The sequence below is a fragment of the Psychromicrobium silvestre genome (assembly GCF_013408295.1).
Classification (GTDB): domain Bacteria; phylum Actinomycetota; class Actinomycetes; order Actinomycetales; family Micrococcaceae; genus Renibacterium; species Renibacterium silvestre.
Map to the genome: position 1 here is coordinate 435,361 of NZ_JACBYQ010000002.1, position 14,633 is coordinate 449,993.

Below are 14,633 nucleotides of genomic sequence, written 5' to 3' on the forward strand. Positions count from 1 at the left end.
GAGGTGGACGAGCTGCCCTATCGCAAGCCAAGGAAGTTGGAATCATGACCGATTGGCGTTCGGACCGGATTGCTGCCGCCCAACGCGGCGAGAACCCGACAGTGCTGACCCGGCTGCCGCAGAGCTTTGCGGTAATCGGTGATGTGCAATGGCTACCGGGATACTGCGTGCTACTAACGGATAACCCCGCAATTTTGCGGCTATCCGATTTACCACGCCCGGCCCGTATCGAGTTCCTGGACAGCCTGGAGCGGCTCGCTGCGGCGGTAGAGAGCTGCTGTGCGGCGGCGGATCCGGACTTCCTACGAGTCAATATTGAGATTCTGGGCAACGCCGATCCCTATCTGCACGCCCATGTCTTCCCACGTTACGGCTGGGAGCCCGAGGAACTACGCAGAAGACCGGTCTGGCTGTACCCGGAATCGAACTGGCACAATCCGGTCACCGCCCTGGGACCAGCCCAGGACCAGCTCCGCACCGCTATCAGCACAGAACTAGCTAGGCCGGAACGGCGCTAGGAGCCCAGTCCAGGAAGTCCTGCGCGGCCTGGCTAAGCCGTCGCTCCGCTAGATACCCGATCGCAATGGTCCGGGTTACCGCAGGAGTCACCGCAACCTCCACTACCCCCTGCAGACCACCCTCGACGGCGGGCAGCAGGGCCACTCCCTCACCCGCGGCGACCAGCCCACGCACCGTCGCAACGCTATCGCTCTCGAAGCCAATCCGTGGGCTGAGACCGGAACTCCGGCAGGCGCCGTCGAACACCTCACGCAAGGTATTTCCCTGCCGCAGAGCCAGGAATTCCTCGCCAAGCAGTTCCTCCAGGCTGAGCCGTTTGCGCCGAGCCAGTCGGTGGCCGGTGGGCAGCAACGCCACCAGGGTTTGCTCCAAGATCTTGGTGTATTGCACCGCATGATCCACCAGGGGTGGCATGCTGAGCAGCAGGTCGAGTTCGCCAGACTCCAAACGGTCGCGGAGTTCACCTGCGGCTCCCTCCAGAAGCTGAAAGCGGATTTGGGGGTGGCGCTGCCGGTAACTATGCACCAATTGCGGCAACAGGTCCCAGCCCAGCGATCCTAGATAGCCAAGCCGAATCAGCCCGGTACCGGGGGCCGCGTCTTCCGCTAAGGATTCCTTGGCCTGCACCAGCAGCGCCTCCACCGCCTGCACGCTTTGCAAAAACGTCCGGCCGGCCGCTGATAGTTGGAGTCCTCTTCCTCGTCGCAGGAACAACTCGACGCCGAGTTCTTCTTCCAGAGCCGCGAGCGAGCGGCTCAATCCGGGCTGCGAGACATAGAGGTTCCTGGCGGCCTGACTCATATTCTCGGTCCGAGCAATCTCGGCGAAGTAGCGCAATTGGCTTAGTTCCATCTCGTATCCATGCCTAGAAATTATTGATCTGATGAAAACTATGTATTGGACGCATTCTTTTGTCGAGTCCTACCGTGGAATCACGGATTATTAGCCATCGGAGGAGCCCCATGCAGAATGCCCCAGTTTCCGGCCCGCTTGAAGGAGTGACCATCCTGGACCTCTCTCGAGTTCTGGCTGGCCCCTTCGCCACCATGACGCTCGCTGGTCTTGGAGCCAGGGTTATTAAGGTCGAGGTCCCGGGAACCGGGGACGATGCCAGGGCCATTGGCCCCTTCCAGGACGGCAGATCACTGTACTTTGAAGGCATCAACTTCAATAAGGAGAGCATTGCACTCGACCTCAAAGACGAGACGGACCGCAAGACCTTCGAAGCCTTGCTAGCAAAAGCCGATGTACTGGTGGAGAACTTCCGCCCGGGCGTGATGGACCGGCTAGGTCTGGGTTGGGATGAGCTAAAGGAACGGCATCCAAAGCTGATTTACGCGGCGGCTAGCGGCTTCGGCCGCAGCGGCCCAGCCAGCGACCAGCCCGCCTATGACCTGATTGTGCAAGCCATGAGCGGGATGATGAGCATCACCGGCGAAAGAGGAGGCGCTCCGGTGCGTGCCGGAGTCTCCGTTGGCGATCTGACCGCGGGCACCTATCTATGCCTAGGAATCTTGGCTGCGCTGTTCAGGAGAGCCAGCACCTGTCGGGGCGAGTTGGTGGACGTGGCCATGCTGGATTGCCAGATTGCTTTCATGGAGGAGCCCCTAACCTCCTACGCAAACACCGGGGTGCTCCCCGGACCCCGTGGTACCCGACACCCCTCCATCGTGCCCTTCCAGGCCTACCGAACCAAGGACTCACAGTTGGTGATCGCGGCCGGAAACGATCAGCTCTTTGCTAAGTTGGCTGGGGCACTAGGCAAGCCCGAGCTGCCAGAACTGGAAAAATTTAGCTCGGTGCGGAAACGCTTTGAGCACGTCGATGAATTGGAGACCGTGCTAGAAGAGGCATTGAGCGAGCGGACTACCGACGACTGGATCGCCGAACTCACCGCCGCCGGAATACCGTGCGGACCGATCGCCACCGTGGATCAGGTACTGGAGAACCCCCAGGTTCGAGCCAGGAACATGATTCGCCAGACCGCACCCCGGCAGGACGGCTCGCGCAGCACGGTGATCGGGAATCCGATTAAGTTCGGCAGCTACCCTGAACAAATGGAACCCCTACCAGCCCCACAACTCGATCAGCACCGCGAGTCCATTCTGGCGATGCTGGCGACTCAGGAATGAGCGACCATATCTCCTTCCGACGGGATGGCGCGATCGCCATTGTGGAGCTGAACCGCCCCGAGAAGCGCAACGCGCTTTCCGAGCAATTGCTGGGCGAACTCACCGAAACGCTCAATAGGCTCGACGGCGGAACTCGGGTTGTTGTGCTGCGCGCGGCACCGGGATCGAAAGTCTTTTCAGCCGGGCACGACATCGACGAATTACCGCTCGATGGCAGTGACCCACTGACCGATAGCAGTCATTTCGAGCGGAGCCTTGCGGTTTTACGGAACTTCCCGCTGCCGATCATCGCGCAGGTCTCCGGAGGAGTCTGGGGTGGCGCAGTGGAGTTCGTGCTCAGTTGCGATCTGGTCCTGGCCGACCCCACGGCGTCGTTCGCGGTCACCCCGGCCAAGCTCGGCCTGCCATACAACACAGCGGGTATCGCTTTTTTCCTCAGTCGGCTGCCAGCGGCCTTCGTGAAGGAGCTCTTCCTCACGGCGCAAGCCCTCGATGCCGAAACGGCGCTGCGTCACGGCCTGGTGAGCCGGCTGCTACCGGTTTCCGAATTAGCCCGTGAAACCCTTGAACTAGCGCACTGGATGGCTGGTCTTTCCCCTCGCGCGCTGCACTTGTTCAAGCGTCAGATCGCCGTCCTTAGCTCGGGAACGAGTTCAGGAGTCGACCCCAAAGAACGCGAGACTATCGAGACGCTACGTGGCGAGATGTACGCCGAAGGCGGCGAACTCAGCCAGGGAGTCGCCGCCTTCAGGAACAAGCGAAGTGCAGATTTCAAGCCAATCGATCAGGCCGATTCAGGCTCACGATAGTCCACTAGCATCGCGATAGCTCAATGACTGCGCAGTGGGCTATCCGGAAGTCAGTGAGCTATCGCGAGCCCGGAAGACGTCCAGCGACGGCCAGCTCAAGCCAATCGGCTCTTGAGGCCTTCCAGTTCTCCCAGCAATTCCTCGGGCAAAGAGCCTCCGAAACGGCGGTACCACTCGTCGATGCTTTCGGCTTCCTCGGCCCACTCCAGCGCATCCACCTTCAAGGCGGCCTCAAGCTGCTCCGCCGAGATGTCCAGGCCGTCCAGGTCCAGCGACTCAGCGGTCGGCACGAAGCCAATGGCGGTATCAACCGCGTCGGCTTTGCCCTCGATCCGTTCAATAGCCCACTTGACCACGCGCGAGTTGTCACCAAACCCGGGCCAAGCAAAGCCACCATCCGGGGTGCGGCGGAACCAGTTCACCAAGAAGATCTTGGGCAGCTTTTCGGCATCAACCGCCGAGGAAAGCTTGACCCAATGCTTAAGGTAATCCCCGGCGTCGTAACCCATAAAAGGCAACATGGCCATCGGATCACGTCGCAAGCGACCCAGCGCGCCAGCAGCGGCGGCCGTGGTCTCGGAGGAGAGCGTGGAACCCATGAAGATGCCGTGGCTCCAGTCCCGGGCCTGGGTGACCAAGGGAATCGTGGTCTTGCGGCGACCACCGAAGAAGATCGCGGAAAGCGGTACACCCTCCGGCTCGTAATACTCCGGGGCGAGCATATCGATCTGATCGATCGGCGTACAGAACCGGGCGTTAGGATGAGCCGCTGGGTGATCCATATCGGACGTCCAGGAATTGCCCTGCCAATCGGTGAGGTGCTCGGGCGTATCGTGAGTCATTCCCTCCCACCAAACACCGCCGTCGTCGGTCAGCGCGCAATTGGTGAAGATCGAGTTGCCCTTGCTGATGGCTCGCATGGCGTTCGGATTGGTGTCCCAGCCGGTTCCGGGTGCGACGCCGAACAGGCCTGCTTCGGGATTGACGGCACGTAGCTGCCCCTCATCGTCGAAACGCATCCAGGTGATGTCATCCCCGAGGGTTTCGACCTTCCAGTCCTTGATGGTCGGATCGAGCAAGGCCAGGTTCGTCTTACCGCAAGCAGAGGGGAAAGCCGCCGCCAGGTAGTAGGTCTTCTGCTCGGGGGAGGTCAGCTTGAGGATCAGCATGTGCTCGGCTAGCCAGCCTTCGTCGCGAGCCATCACCGAGGCGATCCGCAGCGCGTAGCACTTCTTGCCCAGCAGGGCATTGCCACCGTAGCCGGAGCCATAGGAGTAGATGGAGCGTTCCTCGGGGAAGTGCACAATCCACTTTTCCTCGCTACAGGGCCAGGCCACATCTTGCTCGCCCGGTTGCAGGGGTGCGCCCACGGAGTGCAGGGCGGGCACGAAGAAGGCATCGAGTTCTTCGATCTTGCGCAGCACCTCGGTGCCGATCTGAGCCATTACCCGCATCGAGGCAACCACATAAGCGCTATCGGTGATCTCCACGCCAAATTTGGGATCTTTGGCTTCCAGGTGGCCCATCACGAAGGGGATCACATACATGGTGCGACCGCGCATCGAACCAGCGAAAAGCCCGTTTAGCTTGGCTTTCATCTCCGCGGGTTCCATCCAGTTATTGGTGAAGCCCGCATCGCTTTCCTTGGCCGAGCAGATGAAGGTCTGCTCCTCAACCCGTGCAACGTCCTTCGGATCGGAGAAGGCCGCAAAGGAATTCGGGAAAAGCTCGGGATTGAGCCGCTTGAGGGTTCCGGCCTCGACCAATTCGTCGGTGAGCCTGCTGTACTCCTGCTCGGATCCGTCTACCCAATAGACATGATCCGGCTGAGTCAGTTCAGCCATCTCAGTCACCCAATCGAGCAATCGCTGATTGGTCGTCGGTGCTTCGCTCAGAACCTGCTGCGCGGTTTGGCCCATGATCTTCCCTTCATTGGGTCGGTGTATGCCTTACAGGTTAGGGTTTGGTCTCTGGTTCGACGGCGGCGCTCAGCGGGAGCTATCCAGCAGATTTGGAGCGAAAACGCCGTGATTCCGGGGAATTCATCAAATATTCATCCGAAAAACTGTGATATAGATCACGTAGACCGGTCTATGATCTATTCCTCCGTAGGGCAGAATTTGATGACTAGGGCATTTCCACGCTAGAGTTGACCTCGGCCTTTTGGCCGGTTTTATTGCGGGCGTAGCTCAACGGATAGAGCATCTGACTACGGATCAGAAGGTTGGGGGTTCGAATCCCTTCGCCCGCACAATAAAAGCCGCTAGAACCTCGGAATCCCCGAAGTTCTAGCGGTTTTCTTGTTTTCACGCTGGGTGGGATGCGGGCCAAAACATTAGACGCCTCCACCACCGGCGCCCGGGTCCTAGGTGCCCGGGTCCAGGCAGAGAGCGGCCGGGAAGGTCCAGTCCCTTGTGGCTCCAGGCACAAAACATAATCGAGGACAGCCGTCGCGGTACGACGACAACCCCCTAACCAAGCGGTTATGGGTGGAGGAAACGGATCGCCTTCCCATGTTCCCTGGCATATGCAATCTCTGCACGGGTCGAATCGCCGATGTACCCGCCTGGGTTCACCACAAACACCGAGTCAGCAAGGTCGATCTTTTCAAGATGTAGCGCGTCAAGCTTTTGCTTGACGCTGGAATCGTGGAGATCGGAATACGCGGGATCGGAGTGGACTAGCACCTCAGGACCAACAACGATCTTTCCGGCGAGCGTCAACTCGGCGCGGGCAGCCGCAATCTCATTCATGAAGCGAGTCGATCCACAAATGCACACGATCTTATTCATCCCTAAGGCTCCTGTTCGGCTGGCTCGTGGCCTGGACAACGGTCACCTTGCTCAGCGCAAGTCCAATCTGAGCATATGGCGGATTCATAAGCTGATTCTTCATTTGCACACACAATAAAAACCGCTAGAACCTCGGAATCTCCGAAGTTCTAGCGGTTTTTTGTTTTCAAGCTAAGTGTGGCTAATGCGAGCCCAAGCTATTAGGCGCCTCCACCACCGGTACCCGGGTCATAACAGAGAGTGGCTGGGAAGGTCCAGGCCGTTGTGGCCCCAGGGGCAATAATGTAGCCGGGGGCCGCCGCCGCGGTAACAGTGACAACTTCAGTTGTTTCAGATCCTGTAGAGGTCTGTGTGTAGACCACCCCGGTCATTGTCGGGTTATTCACCACAATGCTGAAATCAACGGTCCCGACCTTACAACTGATAGTCGGCACTACGGGCGTAACCGGAATAGCCGTTGGCGTAGCCGTGGGGCTAGGCGTTGCGCTCGGCGTTTGAGTACTAGTCGGCGTGGAGCTGGCGCTGGGACTAGAACTCGCGCTGGGTTCGGCTGTCACGCTCGGCGTGACGGGTACCGGGTTGCTCGGAGCGATAACCGGCGGAACCACAACGGGCCTGGACGGGGACGGCGATGGCGTTGGGGCAGCATCACATTCGGTAACGGCAGCCGCGCTAGAAGGCTGAGCCGTATTGAGAGCTAAACCGCCTAGAGCCAATAAGCCGACGAGCAATAAGGCTCCACTGCCGACCGCGCGTCGCCCCGGCCGACGCCGGGTTATCACAACGATCACTGCGCCGAAGATAAGTAGAGCAAATCCCAAGATCAATGGGACAGCAGGATGGACACCTGTATTTGCCAGGCAAGAAGTCATTTGGTTCCCCCCAAAAGGCTATTAATTAATTGAGATTACCATTCACTTATTCCCATCGAGAAGTGTGACGAGGTTGCTACGACGATATGCGATTCAATCCAGCTAGAGCGCAGTCGCACTCCTCCGACCAGAGCCAAAACTCAGGCATTGGCCGGACCCTTCCGGAGCAGTTGCCGCGATTTCCAAACCGCGCTTTCCCGACCACTTGCACAACAGGCGGCATATAGATTGGTTCTATGGAGTATTTTTCTTCGCCTCTTGCAGAAATGGATCCGCAGACTCTTTATCGATTGATGTGTTTGCGTGTTTCGGTCTTCGTCGTCGAGCAGGGTGCCGCCTATCCGGAGTTGGACGGGCGCGATAACGAAGCGGGGGCGCTGCTGTTCTGGGCAGAAGAGGATGGCGAGGTTTTGGGCACACTCCGCCTCCTTGATGAGAAGCATCGATTCCGCATCGGGCGAGTCGCCACGGCCCAGGCAGCCCGAGGCAGAGGGTTGGCAGGGCGCTTGATGCAGCTGGCCGTCGCGCAAGCACCAGGGCGGGAGATCGTTCTGGACGCACAGACGCAAAAACAAGCCTGGTACGCGAAATTCGGTTTCAAGGTGTCCGGTGACGTTTTCTACGAAGACGACATCGAACATGTTCCGATGAGCCGCGAGGCCGTCTCGCCCCAGTAGCCGCGAGGCTCCTAGAGGGGAACCCCGGCCTCAAGCCCCTTAAAGCAGCTCGGTGGCGCCGACCGGTACAACCGATCGACACCACCGAAGCTCACCGAGAACGGAGGGGCTAACTACTTCGTTGAGCGACGCACCCGCAGGGTCACCACACCAGCGATAATCAGCAACACACCAAACGCGGTGAACCAGAGCAGACCGGAGGCACCGGTGTAGGCCAACTCATCCTGCTGGGGCGCAGGATCGGCCGACGGCGTCGGGGCTACTGTCGGGCTCGGCGCAGCAGTCGGAGTGACCGCAGCAGTCGGAGTTGGGGTGGCGGTCGGAGTAACAGTTGGCTTAACGAGCTGCTTGATGGCCACAACCGCATCGTCTTTAGCACCGATGCTGGCGCCACTCGGATCCAGCCCATTCGCGCTGGCAGTGTTAATCAGATCGCCCTTATCGCCGGCTTGCACCCGGTAGCTCACCGTGCAGCTGAGTTCCTGACCGGGAGCAAGTTGCGCGGGCTGGGGCTCGGCACAAGCCAAACTCCCAAGCGTGCCAGCACCCGTGAAGGAGTCCTCGCTAATAGCAACGTCGTGAAGCGTGAGCGTACCCGAGTTGACTGCCTTTACGGTATAGACCACTTGGTCTCCGGCAGCAGCCGAGTCCACGTTGGCAGTCTTGGTGAAGCTCAGGCCAGCCTGGCCAGGTGCCTTAACCGTCGCCGTCGACGGCGTGGAGGTCACCACTGCGGTGGTGCCGGTCACCGTCCCTTGCGCCGAGGCGGTGTTGAGGAATTCTCCGGTGTCAACATCCGCCTGGGTAGCTTGGTAGCTAGCGGTACAGGTGGTGGACGCCGAAGGGGCAAGAACGGTTGCCGCGCAGGTCACCGCAGACAAGGTCCCACTGCCGGCGAAAGCACCTTCATTGATTGCCACGCCGTCCAGCGGCACCTGGCCGGTGTTAGTCACTGCGAAAGAGTAGGTCACCGACTCGCCAGCAGTCACACTGGCTTTGTCCGCGGTCTTCACCACGCTAATCCCCGTCGGTAGAGCCGAGTTCGTCAAGGTACAGGAGACATCATCACCGAGTTTCGGTGTGAAGGACTGGCTAAGCCCTGAGCCGGAGGGCAACGCAGTTGTGCTGGCGGAGGTGGCGTTAGCGCACTGCCAGGCCTGGTTGTAATAGTCCAGTACCGTCGTTGAGCCGGGTGTCGGAGCCTCGGAAAGGGCAACCGGCCCGTTCGGCACAATAATCTGGCTCCCGGTGGTGGCCGAGTCAGCCGTTCCGGTACTGGCCGTTCCGAGCGTCTGGCCGGTGATCGCCGTCGTCAGATCAAAGGAGTCTGCGCTGTCGATGCGGCCCTGCACCTGCTTGCTCAGATTGACCCGGGAAACCATCAGCCCAAAGGCGGCACCCTCCCGCTCACCCCGGGTGCCAAGGTACATGCTTGCGCTCAGCGAAGTCGCGGCGGGCGCCGAGACAATCAAGCCATAAGCGCTAGTAGTTCCAGCGCTAGCACCCGCACAGTACACACTCGTGGTGCCATCCCCGGGCGTCGGAATCTGACAACCACTGCCAGTAGAGAAGGTACCGCCATGGTCAATCACCTGGATCGGCTGATCGGAAGTCCAGTTGCTGGTCTCCCCCAGGGCACCAACATAGGGATCTTGGGTCTCCGGTGAGGCGCTGACCAATGAGTATCCCGAAACCGGCGCACCATTGAGGGTCACCTGGACGTTCCCGATGGTGAGCGTGTTCGCGCTAAAGGATCCGGTACCGATATCGGTATAGAGCACCGGCAAGCCCGGCAAGCCTGCGTAATAACCCGGAGAATCGAAAAGCCCCACCGAACCACTGGGCCGGACGGTGCGCTGCCGCCAACCCGGAATGGGCCGATCGGTTACATTGAAGCTCACGGTGTAGGCACCCATTGGCATGGTCATATCCTGGCCGGTCGCGCTCCGAGCCAGTACCGGATCGTAGCCGCTCCAATCGATCCAGCAGGTGGTGGACGGATAGGCGCCGCCACCGGTGGCAAAGCCACAACTCGCACCGGTCGGAGCCGCAGAGGCTGGTGCGGCAGCCACCACCGAGCCGAAAACGAGAGCGATGATCGCCGCAATGAATACCCACGGCCTCATCAAGCGTGACGTTCGTCGATGTTTGAGCATGACTTTCCCCCAAATAAGGTTCACGGAGGGGCCAAAGGCACTTAAAAGAAGAAAGCGCCATCCCTCCGAGATGACAATTTGAAAAGCATACTCACGAGGTACAACAAAAATGAATAAAGTCGAAGCTGTGCCGTTTATTACGCTCTCACCTGGGATAACATTTTGAGATTTCTCATCTCAAAAATGCTCTTTGAGGGCGCTTGAGAGGCGTGAACTGAGCTTAGCCAGCTCCTCAATAAGCTCCGGGCAACCGTCGATATAAAAGGCGTAGGGCACTGCGGCCAACCACTCCTGGACATACATTGCGGGGTTGCTCGTGCTGCCAATAAGCACGCACCCCTCCCCCAGCACTTCAAGCTTGCCCATAGCAGGCCGGATCCACGGAGCCACCTCAACCATCGGCGCCTCAAACACCACGCGGGTGGGGAATTCCCAGCCGGTACCAAGGTTCTCCTCCAGCATGGTCACCGGGTCGAGGGCTTCGGGTGGCTCGAAGGTAGCTCCGGTCTGCCGCACAGCCCGAATCCGATCCAGTCGATAGGTGCGAATGGCTGCCGCGCGGTATGAGTAACAGAGCAGGTACCAGCGCCCATAGCGGACGACGACGGCCCAAGGCTCAGCCTCGGAATCCCACTCGCCGCCTGACTCGCTTCGATAGCTGATCAGCACCTGCCGCCGCGCGGCAACGGCCGCAATGAGGGCACTCGTGATGGCCGGATCGGGGCGTGACGAGTAGCGGTCCGGAGCAGCCTGTGCATAGTTACGGAGCTCACCGGCTTGCCGGCCAACACTCTCGGGCAATGCCCGGATCACCTTATTCAGGGCGGAACCAACCAGATCGTCAACATCGGTGGCCGCTGGCTGACCATCTAGTACAGCCATCACCAAGCCCAACGCTTCCTCTTGGGTGAAAGCTACCGCAGGCAGCCTGGTGCCGCGCCCCAGCCGGTACCCGCCGTGCGGGCCTCGGGACGATTCAACCGCAATACCCGCCTCCCGAAGTATCCCCACATAGCGACGAGCAGCCCTTTCGGTGACGCCCAAACGCTCGGCCAGCTCTGTAGCGGTACTGCCCGGTCGAGCCTGAAGCAGCTCAAGAGCACGCAGTGCACGGGCGGTGGGACTGAGATCGGAGGTCACAGCAGCAGGTTATAAAAATTACTTATAAACCGGAAGTAGATCGTCCGGAACTGTAACTATTCTGAGTGCATAACAATCGTCCGGCTATTGCAAGAACTGGAAAGAAGGAACTTATCGTGGACATCATTCTGATCGCAGGTCTCTGGCTGGACGGTTCGGTTTGGCAGCGGGTAGCACAGACCTTAGAAGAACTGGGGCATCGCCCCGTCCCGCTGACCCTTCCCGGACAGGGCGATGGGAATGGCTCTGCCTCCCTCGACCAGCAACGCGCAGCGGTACTCGCCGCGGTTGATGCTGCCGCCGGAAAACCCCTGGTAGTGGGACATTCCGCAGCCTGCACCTTGGCCTGGCTGGCCGCCGACGCCCGAGCGGAGAAGGTTGCCAGGGTAGCTCTGATTGGCGGGTTCCCCTCCTCCGCGGGAGCGAGCTATGCCGACTTCTTTGAGATTAAGGACGGCGTCATGCCGTTCCCGGGTTGGGGTCCTTTTGAAGGCGCAGACTCAGCCGACCTGGACGAGAGCACTAAGGCTGCTATCGAGCTGGCCGCAATTCCGGTTCCCGAAGGGGTTGCCACTGGAGTGGTGAACTTGAAAGACGAAGACCGCTACAACGTTCCGGTCACCCTGATCTGCCCCGAATTCAGCCCCGCCCAGGCTCAAGAATGGATCGATGCCGGCGAGATTCCCGAACTCACCGCGGTAAAGCAACTTGAACTTATCGATATTGACTCCGGTCATTGGCCAATGATCAGCAAGCCAGAAATACTCGCCCAGCTGCTTGCTTCGCTGGCAAACGAGGACTGAAAGATGCCGGAGTCCAGCACTGCCGAGTCCAGCACCACGACTTACCGCAGTCGCCCACTCAACGCTGCTAGCTGGGACGATTTCGCGGAACTGGTCGAGCGTAATAACGGCATCTTTGGTGGATGTTGGTGCATCGGCTATCACCCCGAAGGCAGCGAGAAAGGACTCAACCATCGCGTAGCGAAGCAAGAACGAGTCTTCAATGATCGAGCCCACGCCGCACTAGTTTACGACCACGATGGCCTCGCACAGGGCTGGTGCCAATATGGCAGTCCCGAAGAACTCAGCCGAATCAAACACAGGCGCGAGTACCTCAAGGACGCGCCGGCTCAACCCGATTGGCGGATTACCTGCTTCTACGTCGATAAGCACCATCGCAGCCAGGGCATCGCCCGGGTGGCGTTGGAAGGTGCCCTCGATCAGATCGCGCAAGCGGGAGGTGGCCTGGTCGAAGCCATATCCGAGGTGACCACCGGCCGCGAAGCCCAAGGCAGGTTTCTATACAGCGCCACCGTTGAACTCTTCGAAGAGCACGGATTCAACCGAACCCGACAGGTCGGCAAACACGCCTGGATAGTAAGCAAGATCGTCGAATTCTCAATGCAGCCGAGCTAGGCCCGGCGACGCTGCCGCCAACGAGTTATCTCCAGCTCGACCTCACGCGTTTTAGTCACCACCGGCGGACCACCGAGCAGTTGACGGCGGGCCTCGATGACCCGGGTATTGAAATCCTCGATCGTCTCCCGGACCTGGCGCTCGGAACCCAGCCGATCCAGGCGGGAATCCAGTTCGGCGTCCTCCTTGCGCAACATCAAGGCGGGAGGCCCCAGACCGCTGAGCTGCTCACGCTGAATCAACCCTTTGAGCCACCAATCCGGATCGAGGTTCCCCTCCAGGCTCGGAAGTGACTTGCCAGCCAGCGCCAGGTTGTCGAAATCTCCTCGAGCTATTGCCTGCTCCAGCACCACGTCCGCCCGCACCGCTTCGCTGCGGATCGACTGCTGCGGAACAACGGGCTCTTCCGGAGGTTCTTCACCCCGGCTGAGGTCCCTGGCCGCGCGTTGTTGTGCGGCTTTCCGCAGTAGTTCGGCTCGCTCTTTCCGATCCATACCTCCAGGCTATCTAGCCTTTCGCCAGGCTGTCGATACCGAGATCAGTAGCCAAGCCGTCAAAATCACCGAAGAGGAAGACGATCCGCTGGCCTCGGCGTAGGCTCTGAGGATGACTGAAGTGCGCTCTGAACAGACATTTGACGCCATCGTGATCGGGGCCGGGGCGGTGGGCGAAAACGTCGCCGATCGGCTGGTCAAAGGTGGCCTGAGCACCCTGCTGATCGAAGCCGAACTCGTTGGTGGGGAATGCTCCTACTGGGCCTGCATGCCCTCCAAAGCCCTGATCCGCCCAGGCGTTGCACTCAATGCCGCCCGCAATCTGGCCGGTTCGCGTGAAGCCGTCACCGGTCGCCTGGACTCAGGCCAAGTGCTGCGGCGCCGGGATTCCTTCACCTCGAACTGGGATGATTCCGGCCAGGTCAAGTGGGTTGAAAATGCCAAGATCTCTCTCCTCCGCGGAAAGGCGTGGCTGATTGGTGAGCGCACAGTGGAGATCTCAGCCCCCGACGCCGGCACCCACCTTGCGCACGCTCGGCACGCCATTGTGCTGGCCACTGGTTCGAATCCGACCGTTCCTAGCATCCCAGGCCTCGCCGAAATCGAGTTCTGGGGAACCCGAGAGGCCACTAGTTCGCCACGAGTGCCGAGAAGTCTCACGGTAATCGGAGGCGGGGTGGCCGGAACCGAACTCGCTCAGGCCTATGCCCGGCTGGGCTCGCAGGTGACGCAACTGGTTCGGGGCAATGTGCTTGGCAAAATGCCCGCCCCGGCCCGGGATCTGGTCACCGCCGGGCTGCGAAAAGACGGCGTGGATCTGCGTGAAAAGGTCGCCTTCAGTCGGATCAGCCGCGATCCGGAAGGCGTCCGGGTGGAACTCGAAGATGGCAGCTCGATCACTTCCGATGAGCTTTTGGTAGCCACCGGGCGGGCGGCCGCACTGGCCGAACTTGGCCTGGAGACCCTGGAACTGCCCGGCTTTAACGGCAAACAATTGGAGACCGATCAGAGTGGCAAGGTGACCGGCTCCGATTGGCTCTATGCGGTGGGAGATGCCGCAGGCAAGGTTTTACTGACCCATCAGGGCAAATACGAGGCTCGGATTACCGGCGATGCCATTGCCGCGAAGGTCAAAGGAAGCTTCGACGGCGTTGCCGCCCCGTGGAGCAAGTTCGCCCAGACAGCGGATCACTATGCGGTGCCGAGTGTGGTCTTCACCGATCCCGAGATTGCCACGGTTGGGCGCAGCATCGAAGAAGCCGAGGCCGATGGTGTGGTGGTGGTCGAGGTTTCGCTACCTATCGCCGTCGCCGGATCGAGTCTCTATGCCGATGACTACCAGGGCTGGGCACAGTTAGCGATCGACGGCGACCGGAACGTGATTATCGGCGCCACCTTCGCGGGCCCAGACGTGGCCGAGCTACTGCACTCCGCCACCATTGCAATTGTCGGCGAAGTAACGCTGGACCGACTCTGGCACGCGGTCCCCGCCTACCCAACGGTGAGCGAGGTGTGGCTCCGGCTCTTGGAAAAGTTGGGTCTCTGAGTCCGCCGTCCGGGAATTCCAGGGAATGGGAGCGTTGAAGTTCTTCCGTAGAACTCCTATTTGAACTGACCAGTCAGT

General features: G+C 60.1%; 14 protein-coding genes and 1 tRNA gene. 9 read left to right on the forward strand and 6 right to left on the reverse strand.

From position 1 onward, the window contains the following. The first annotated feature begins 44 nt into the window (after positions 1-44). Positions 45-518 (forward strand): HIT family protein, encoded by a 474-nt coding sequence (locus FHU41_RS10015; protein WP_218847198.1) that lies wholly within the window; start codon positions 45-47, stop codon positions 516-518. Here FHU41_RS10015 and FHU41_RS10020 read toward each other — a convergent pair. Further along, positions 499-1,371, reverse strand: coding sequence for a LysR family transcriptional regulator (locus tag FHU41_RS10020; RefSeq protein WP_179389531.1), 873 nt, complete (start codon positions 1,369-1,371; stop codon positions 499-501). The two genes, FHU41_RS10015 and FHU41_RS10020, sit on opposite strands and share 20 nt — an antisense overlap. Positions 1,372-1,481: 110 nt before the next feature. On the opposite strand from FHU41_RS10020, the gene FHU41_RS10025 reads away from it, so the two are divergent. Further along, positions 1,482-2,651, forward strand: a complete 1,170-nt coding sequence (locus FHU41_RS10025) for a CaiB/BaiF CoA transferase family protein (protein ID WP_179389532.1) — start codon at positions 1,482-1,484, stop codon at positions 2,649-2,651. Further along, positions 2,648-3,460 carry an enoyl-CoA hydratase-related protein gene (locus FHU41_RS10030; protein ID WP_179389533.1) on the forward strand — a complete coding sequence of 271 codons (813 nt, stop codon included), beginning with the start codon at positions 2,648-2,650 and terminating at the stop codon, positions 3,458-3,460. The genes FHU41_RS10025 and FHU41_RS10030 overlap by 4 nt, the downstream gene beginning before the upstream one ends. A 95-nt stretch (positions 3,461-3,555) precedes the next feature. Here the strand turns inward: FHU41_RS10030 and FHU41_RS10035 are convergent, their stop codons facing one another. Continuing rightward, the gene (locus FHU41_RS10035) at positions 3,556-5,379 is read right to left on the reverse strand and encodes a phosphoenolpyruvate carboxykinase (GTP) (protein ID WP_179389534.1); all 1,824 of its coding nucleotides are present in this window, start codon (positions 5,377-5,379) and stop codon (positions 3,556-3,558) included. 259 nt (positions 5,380-5,638) lie between these two features. On the opposite strand from FHU41_RS10035, the gene FHU41_RS10040 reads away from it, so the two are divergent. Then, positions 5,639-5,711, forward strand: a tRNA-Arg gene (locus FHU41_RS10040). Between the two features lie 232 nt (positions 5,712-5,943). Here the strand turns inward: FHU41_RS10040 and FHU41_RS10045 are convergent. After that, complete coding sequence (locus tag FHU41_RS10045; RefSeq protein WP_246279593.1) at positions 5,944-6,213, reverse strand: hypothetical protein; 270 nt, start codon at positions 6,211-6,213, stop codon at positions 5,944-5,946. Positions 6,214-6,762: 549 nt separating this feature from the next. Here FHU41_RS10045 and FHU41_RS10050 point away from each other — a divergent pair. Together FHU41_RS10050 and FHU41_RS10055 are read left to right on the forward strand one after the other, a co-directional pair. Continuing rightward, positions 6,763-6,936, forward strand: a complete 174-nt coding sequence (locus FHU41_RS10050; protein WP_179389536.1) for a hypothetical protein — start codon at positions 6,763-6,765, stop codon at positions 6,934-6,936. Between the two features lie 424 nt (positions 6,937-7,360). Further along, positions 7,361-7,801 (forward strand): GNAT family N-acetyltransferase, encoded by a 441-nt coding sequence (locus tag FHU41_RS10055; protein ID WP_179389537.1) that lies wholly within the window; start codon positions 7,361-7,363, stop codon positions 7,799-7,801. 113 nt (positions 7,802-7,914) lie between these two features. On the opposite strand, the gene FHU41_RS10060 is transcribed toward FHU41_RS10055, so the two are convergent. Further along, positions 7,915-9,927, reverse strand: coding sequence for a DUF7507 domain-containing protein (locus FHU41_RS10060; RefSeq protein ID WP_179389538.1), 2,013 nt, complete (start codon positions 9,925-9,927; stop codon positions 7,915-7,917). 207 nt (positions 9,928-10,134) lie between these two features. Further along, a complete protein-coding gene (locus FHU41_RS10065; RefSeq protein WP_179389539.1) occupies positions 10,135-11,097 on the reverse strand; it encodes a WYL domain-containing protein in 963 nt (320 codons plus the stop codon). Positions 11,098-11,213: 116 nt separating this feature from the next. Here FHU41_RS10065 and FHU41_RS10070 point away from each other — a divergent pair, with 116 nt between their 5' ends. Both FHU41_RS10070 and FHU41_RS10075 read left to right on the forward strand, forming a co-directional pair. After that, positions 11,214-11,900: an alpha/beta fold hydrolase gene (locus FHU41_RS10070; protein ID WP_179389540.1), complete on the forward strand. Its 687-nt coding sequence runs from the start codon at positions 11,214-11,216 to the stop codon at positions 11,898-11,900. Positions 11,901-11,903: 3 nt separating this feature from the next. Further along, entirely contained in the window at positions 11,904-12,515 is a 612-nt protein-coding gene (locus tag FHU41_RS10075) for a GNAT family N-acetyltransferase (protein ID WP_179389541.1), read from the forward strand. Here the strand turns inward: FHU41_RS10075 and FHU41_RS10080 are convergent. Beyond that, positions 12,512-13,009 carry a DnaJ family domain-containing protein gene (locus tag FHU41_RS10080; RefSeq protein ID WP_179389542.1) on the reverse strand — a complete coding sequence of 166 codons (498 nt, stop codon included), beginning with the start codon at positions 13,007-13,009 and terminating at the stop codon, positions 12,512-12,514. The genes FHU41_RS10075 and FHU41_RS10080 overlap by 4 nt on opposite strands. A 112-nt stretch (positions 13,010-13,121) precedes the next feature. Here FHU41_RS10080 and FHU41_RS10085 point away from each other — a divergent pair, with 112 nt between their 5' ends. Further along, positions 13,122-14,555 carry a dihydrolipoyl dehydrogenase family protein gene (locus FHU41_RS10085; RefSeq protein WP_179389543.1) on the forward strand — a complete coding sequence of 478 codons (1,434 nt, stop codon included), beginning with the start codon at positions 13,122-13,124 and terminating at the stop codon, positions 14,553-14,555. Positions 14,556-14,633: the final 78 nt, after the last annotated feature.

What these genes read in the sequence shown, in the direction of transcription:
- FHU41_RS10015 (WP_218847198.1), top strand. Translation starts at nt 45, where the DNA reads ATGACCGATTGGCGTTCGGACCGGATTGCTGCCGCCCAACGCGGCGAG.
- FHU41_RS10020 (WP_179389531.1), bottom strand. Translation starts at nt 1,371, where the DNA reads ATGGAACTAAGCCAATTGCGCTACTTCGCCGAGATTGCTCGGACCGAG.
- FHU41_RS10025 (WP_179389532.1), top strand. Translation starts at nt 1,482, where the DNA reads ATGCAGAATGCCCCAGTTTCCGGCCCGCTTGAAGGAGTGACCATCCTG.
- FHU41_RS10030 (WP_179389533.1), top strand. Translation starts at nt 2,648, where the DNA reads ATGAGCGACCATATCTCCTTCCGACGGGATGGCGCGATCGCCATTGTG.
- FHU41_RS10035 (WP_179389534.1), bottom strand. Translation starts at nt 5,379, where the DNA reads ATGGGCCAAACCGCGCAGCAGGTTCTGAGCGAAGCACCGACGACCAAT.
- FHU41_RS10045 (WP_246279593.1), bottom strand. Translation starts at nt 6,213, where the DNA reads ATGAATGAGATTGCGGCTGCCCGCGCCGAGTTGACGCTCGCCGGAAAG.
- FHU41_RS10055 (WP_179389537.1), top strand. Translation starts at nt 7,361, where the DNA reads ATGGAGTATTTTTCTTCGCCTCTTGCAGAAATGGATCCGCAGACTCTT.
- FHU41_RS10060 (WP_179389538.1), bottom strand. Translation starts at nt 9,927, where the DNA reads ATGAGGCCGTGGGTATTCATTGCGGCGATCATCGCTCTCGTTTTCGGC.
- FHU41_RS10075 (WP_179389541.1), top strand. Translation starts at nt 11,904, where the DNA reads ATGCCGGAGTCCAGCACTGCCGAGTCCAGCACCACGACTTACCGCAGT.
- FHU41_RS10080 (WP_179389542.1), bottom strand. Translation starts at nt 13,009, where the DNA reads ATGGATCGGAAAGAGCGAGCCGAACTACTGCGGAAAGCCGCACAACAA.
- FHU41_RS10085 (WP_179389543.1), top strand. Translation starts at nt 13,122, where the DNA reads ATGACTGAAGTGCGCTCTGAACAGACATTTGACGCCATCGTGATCGGG.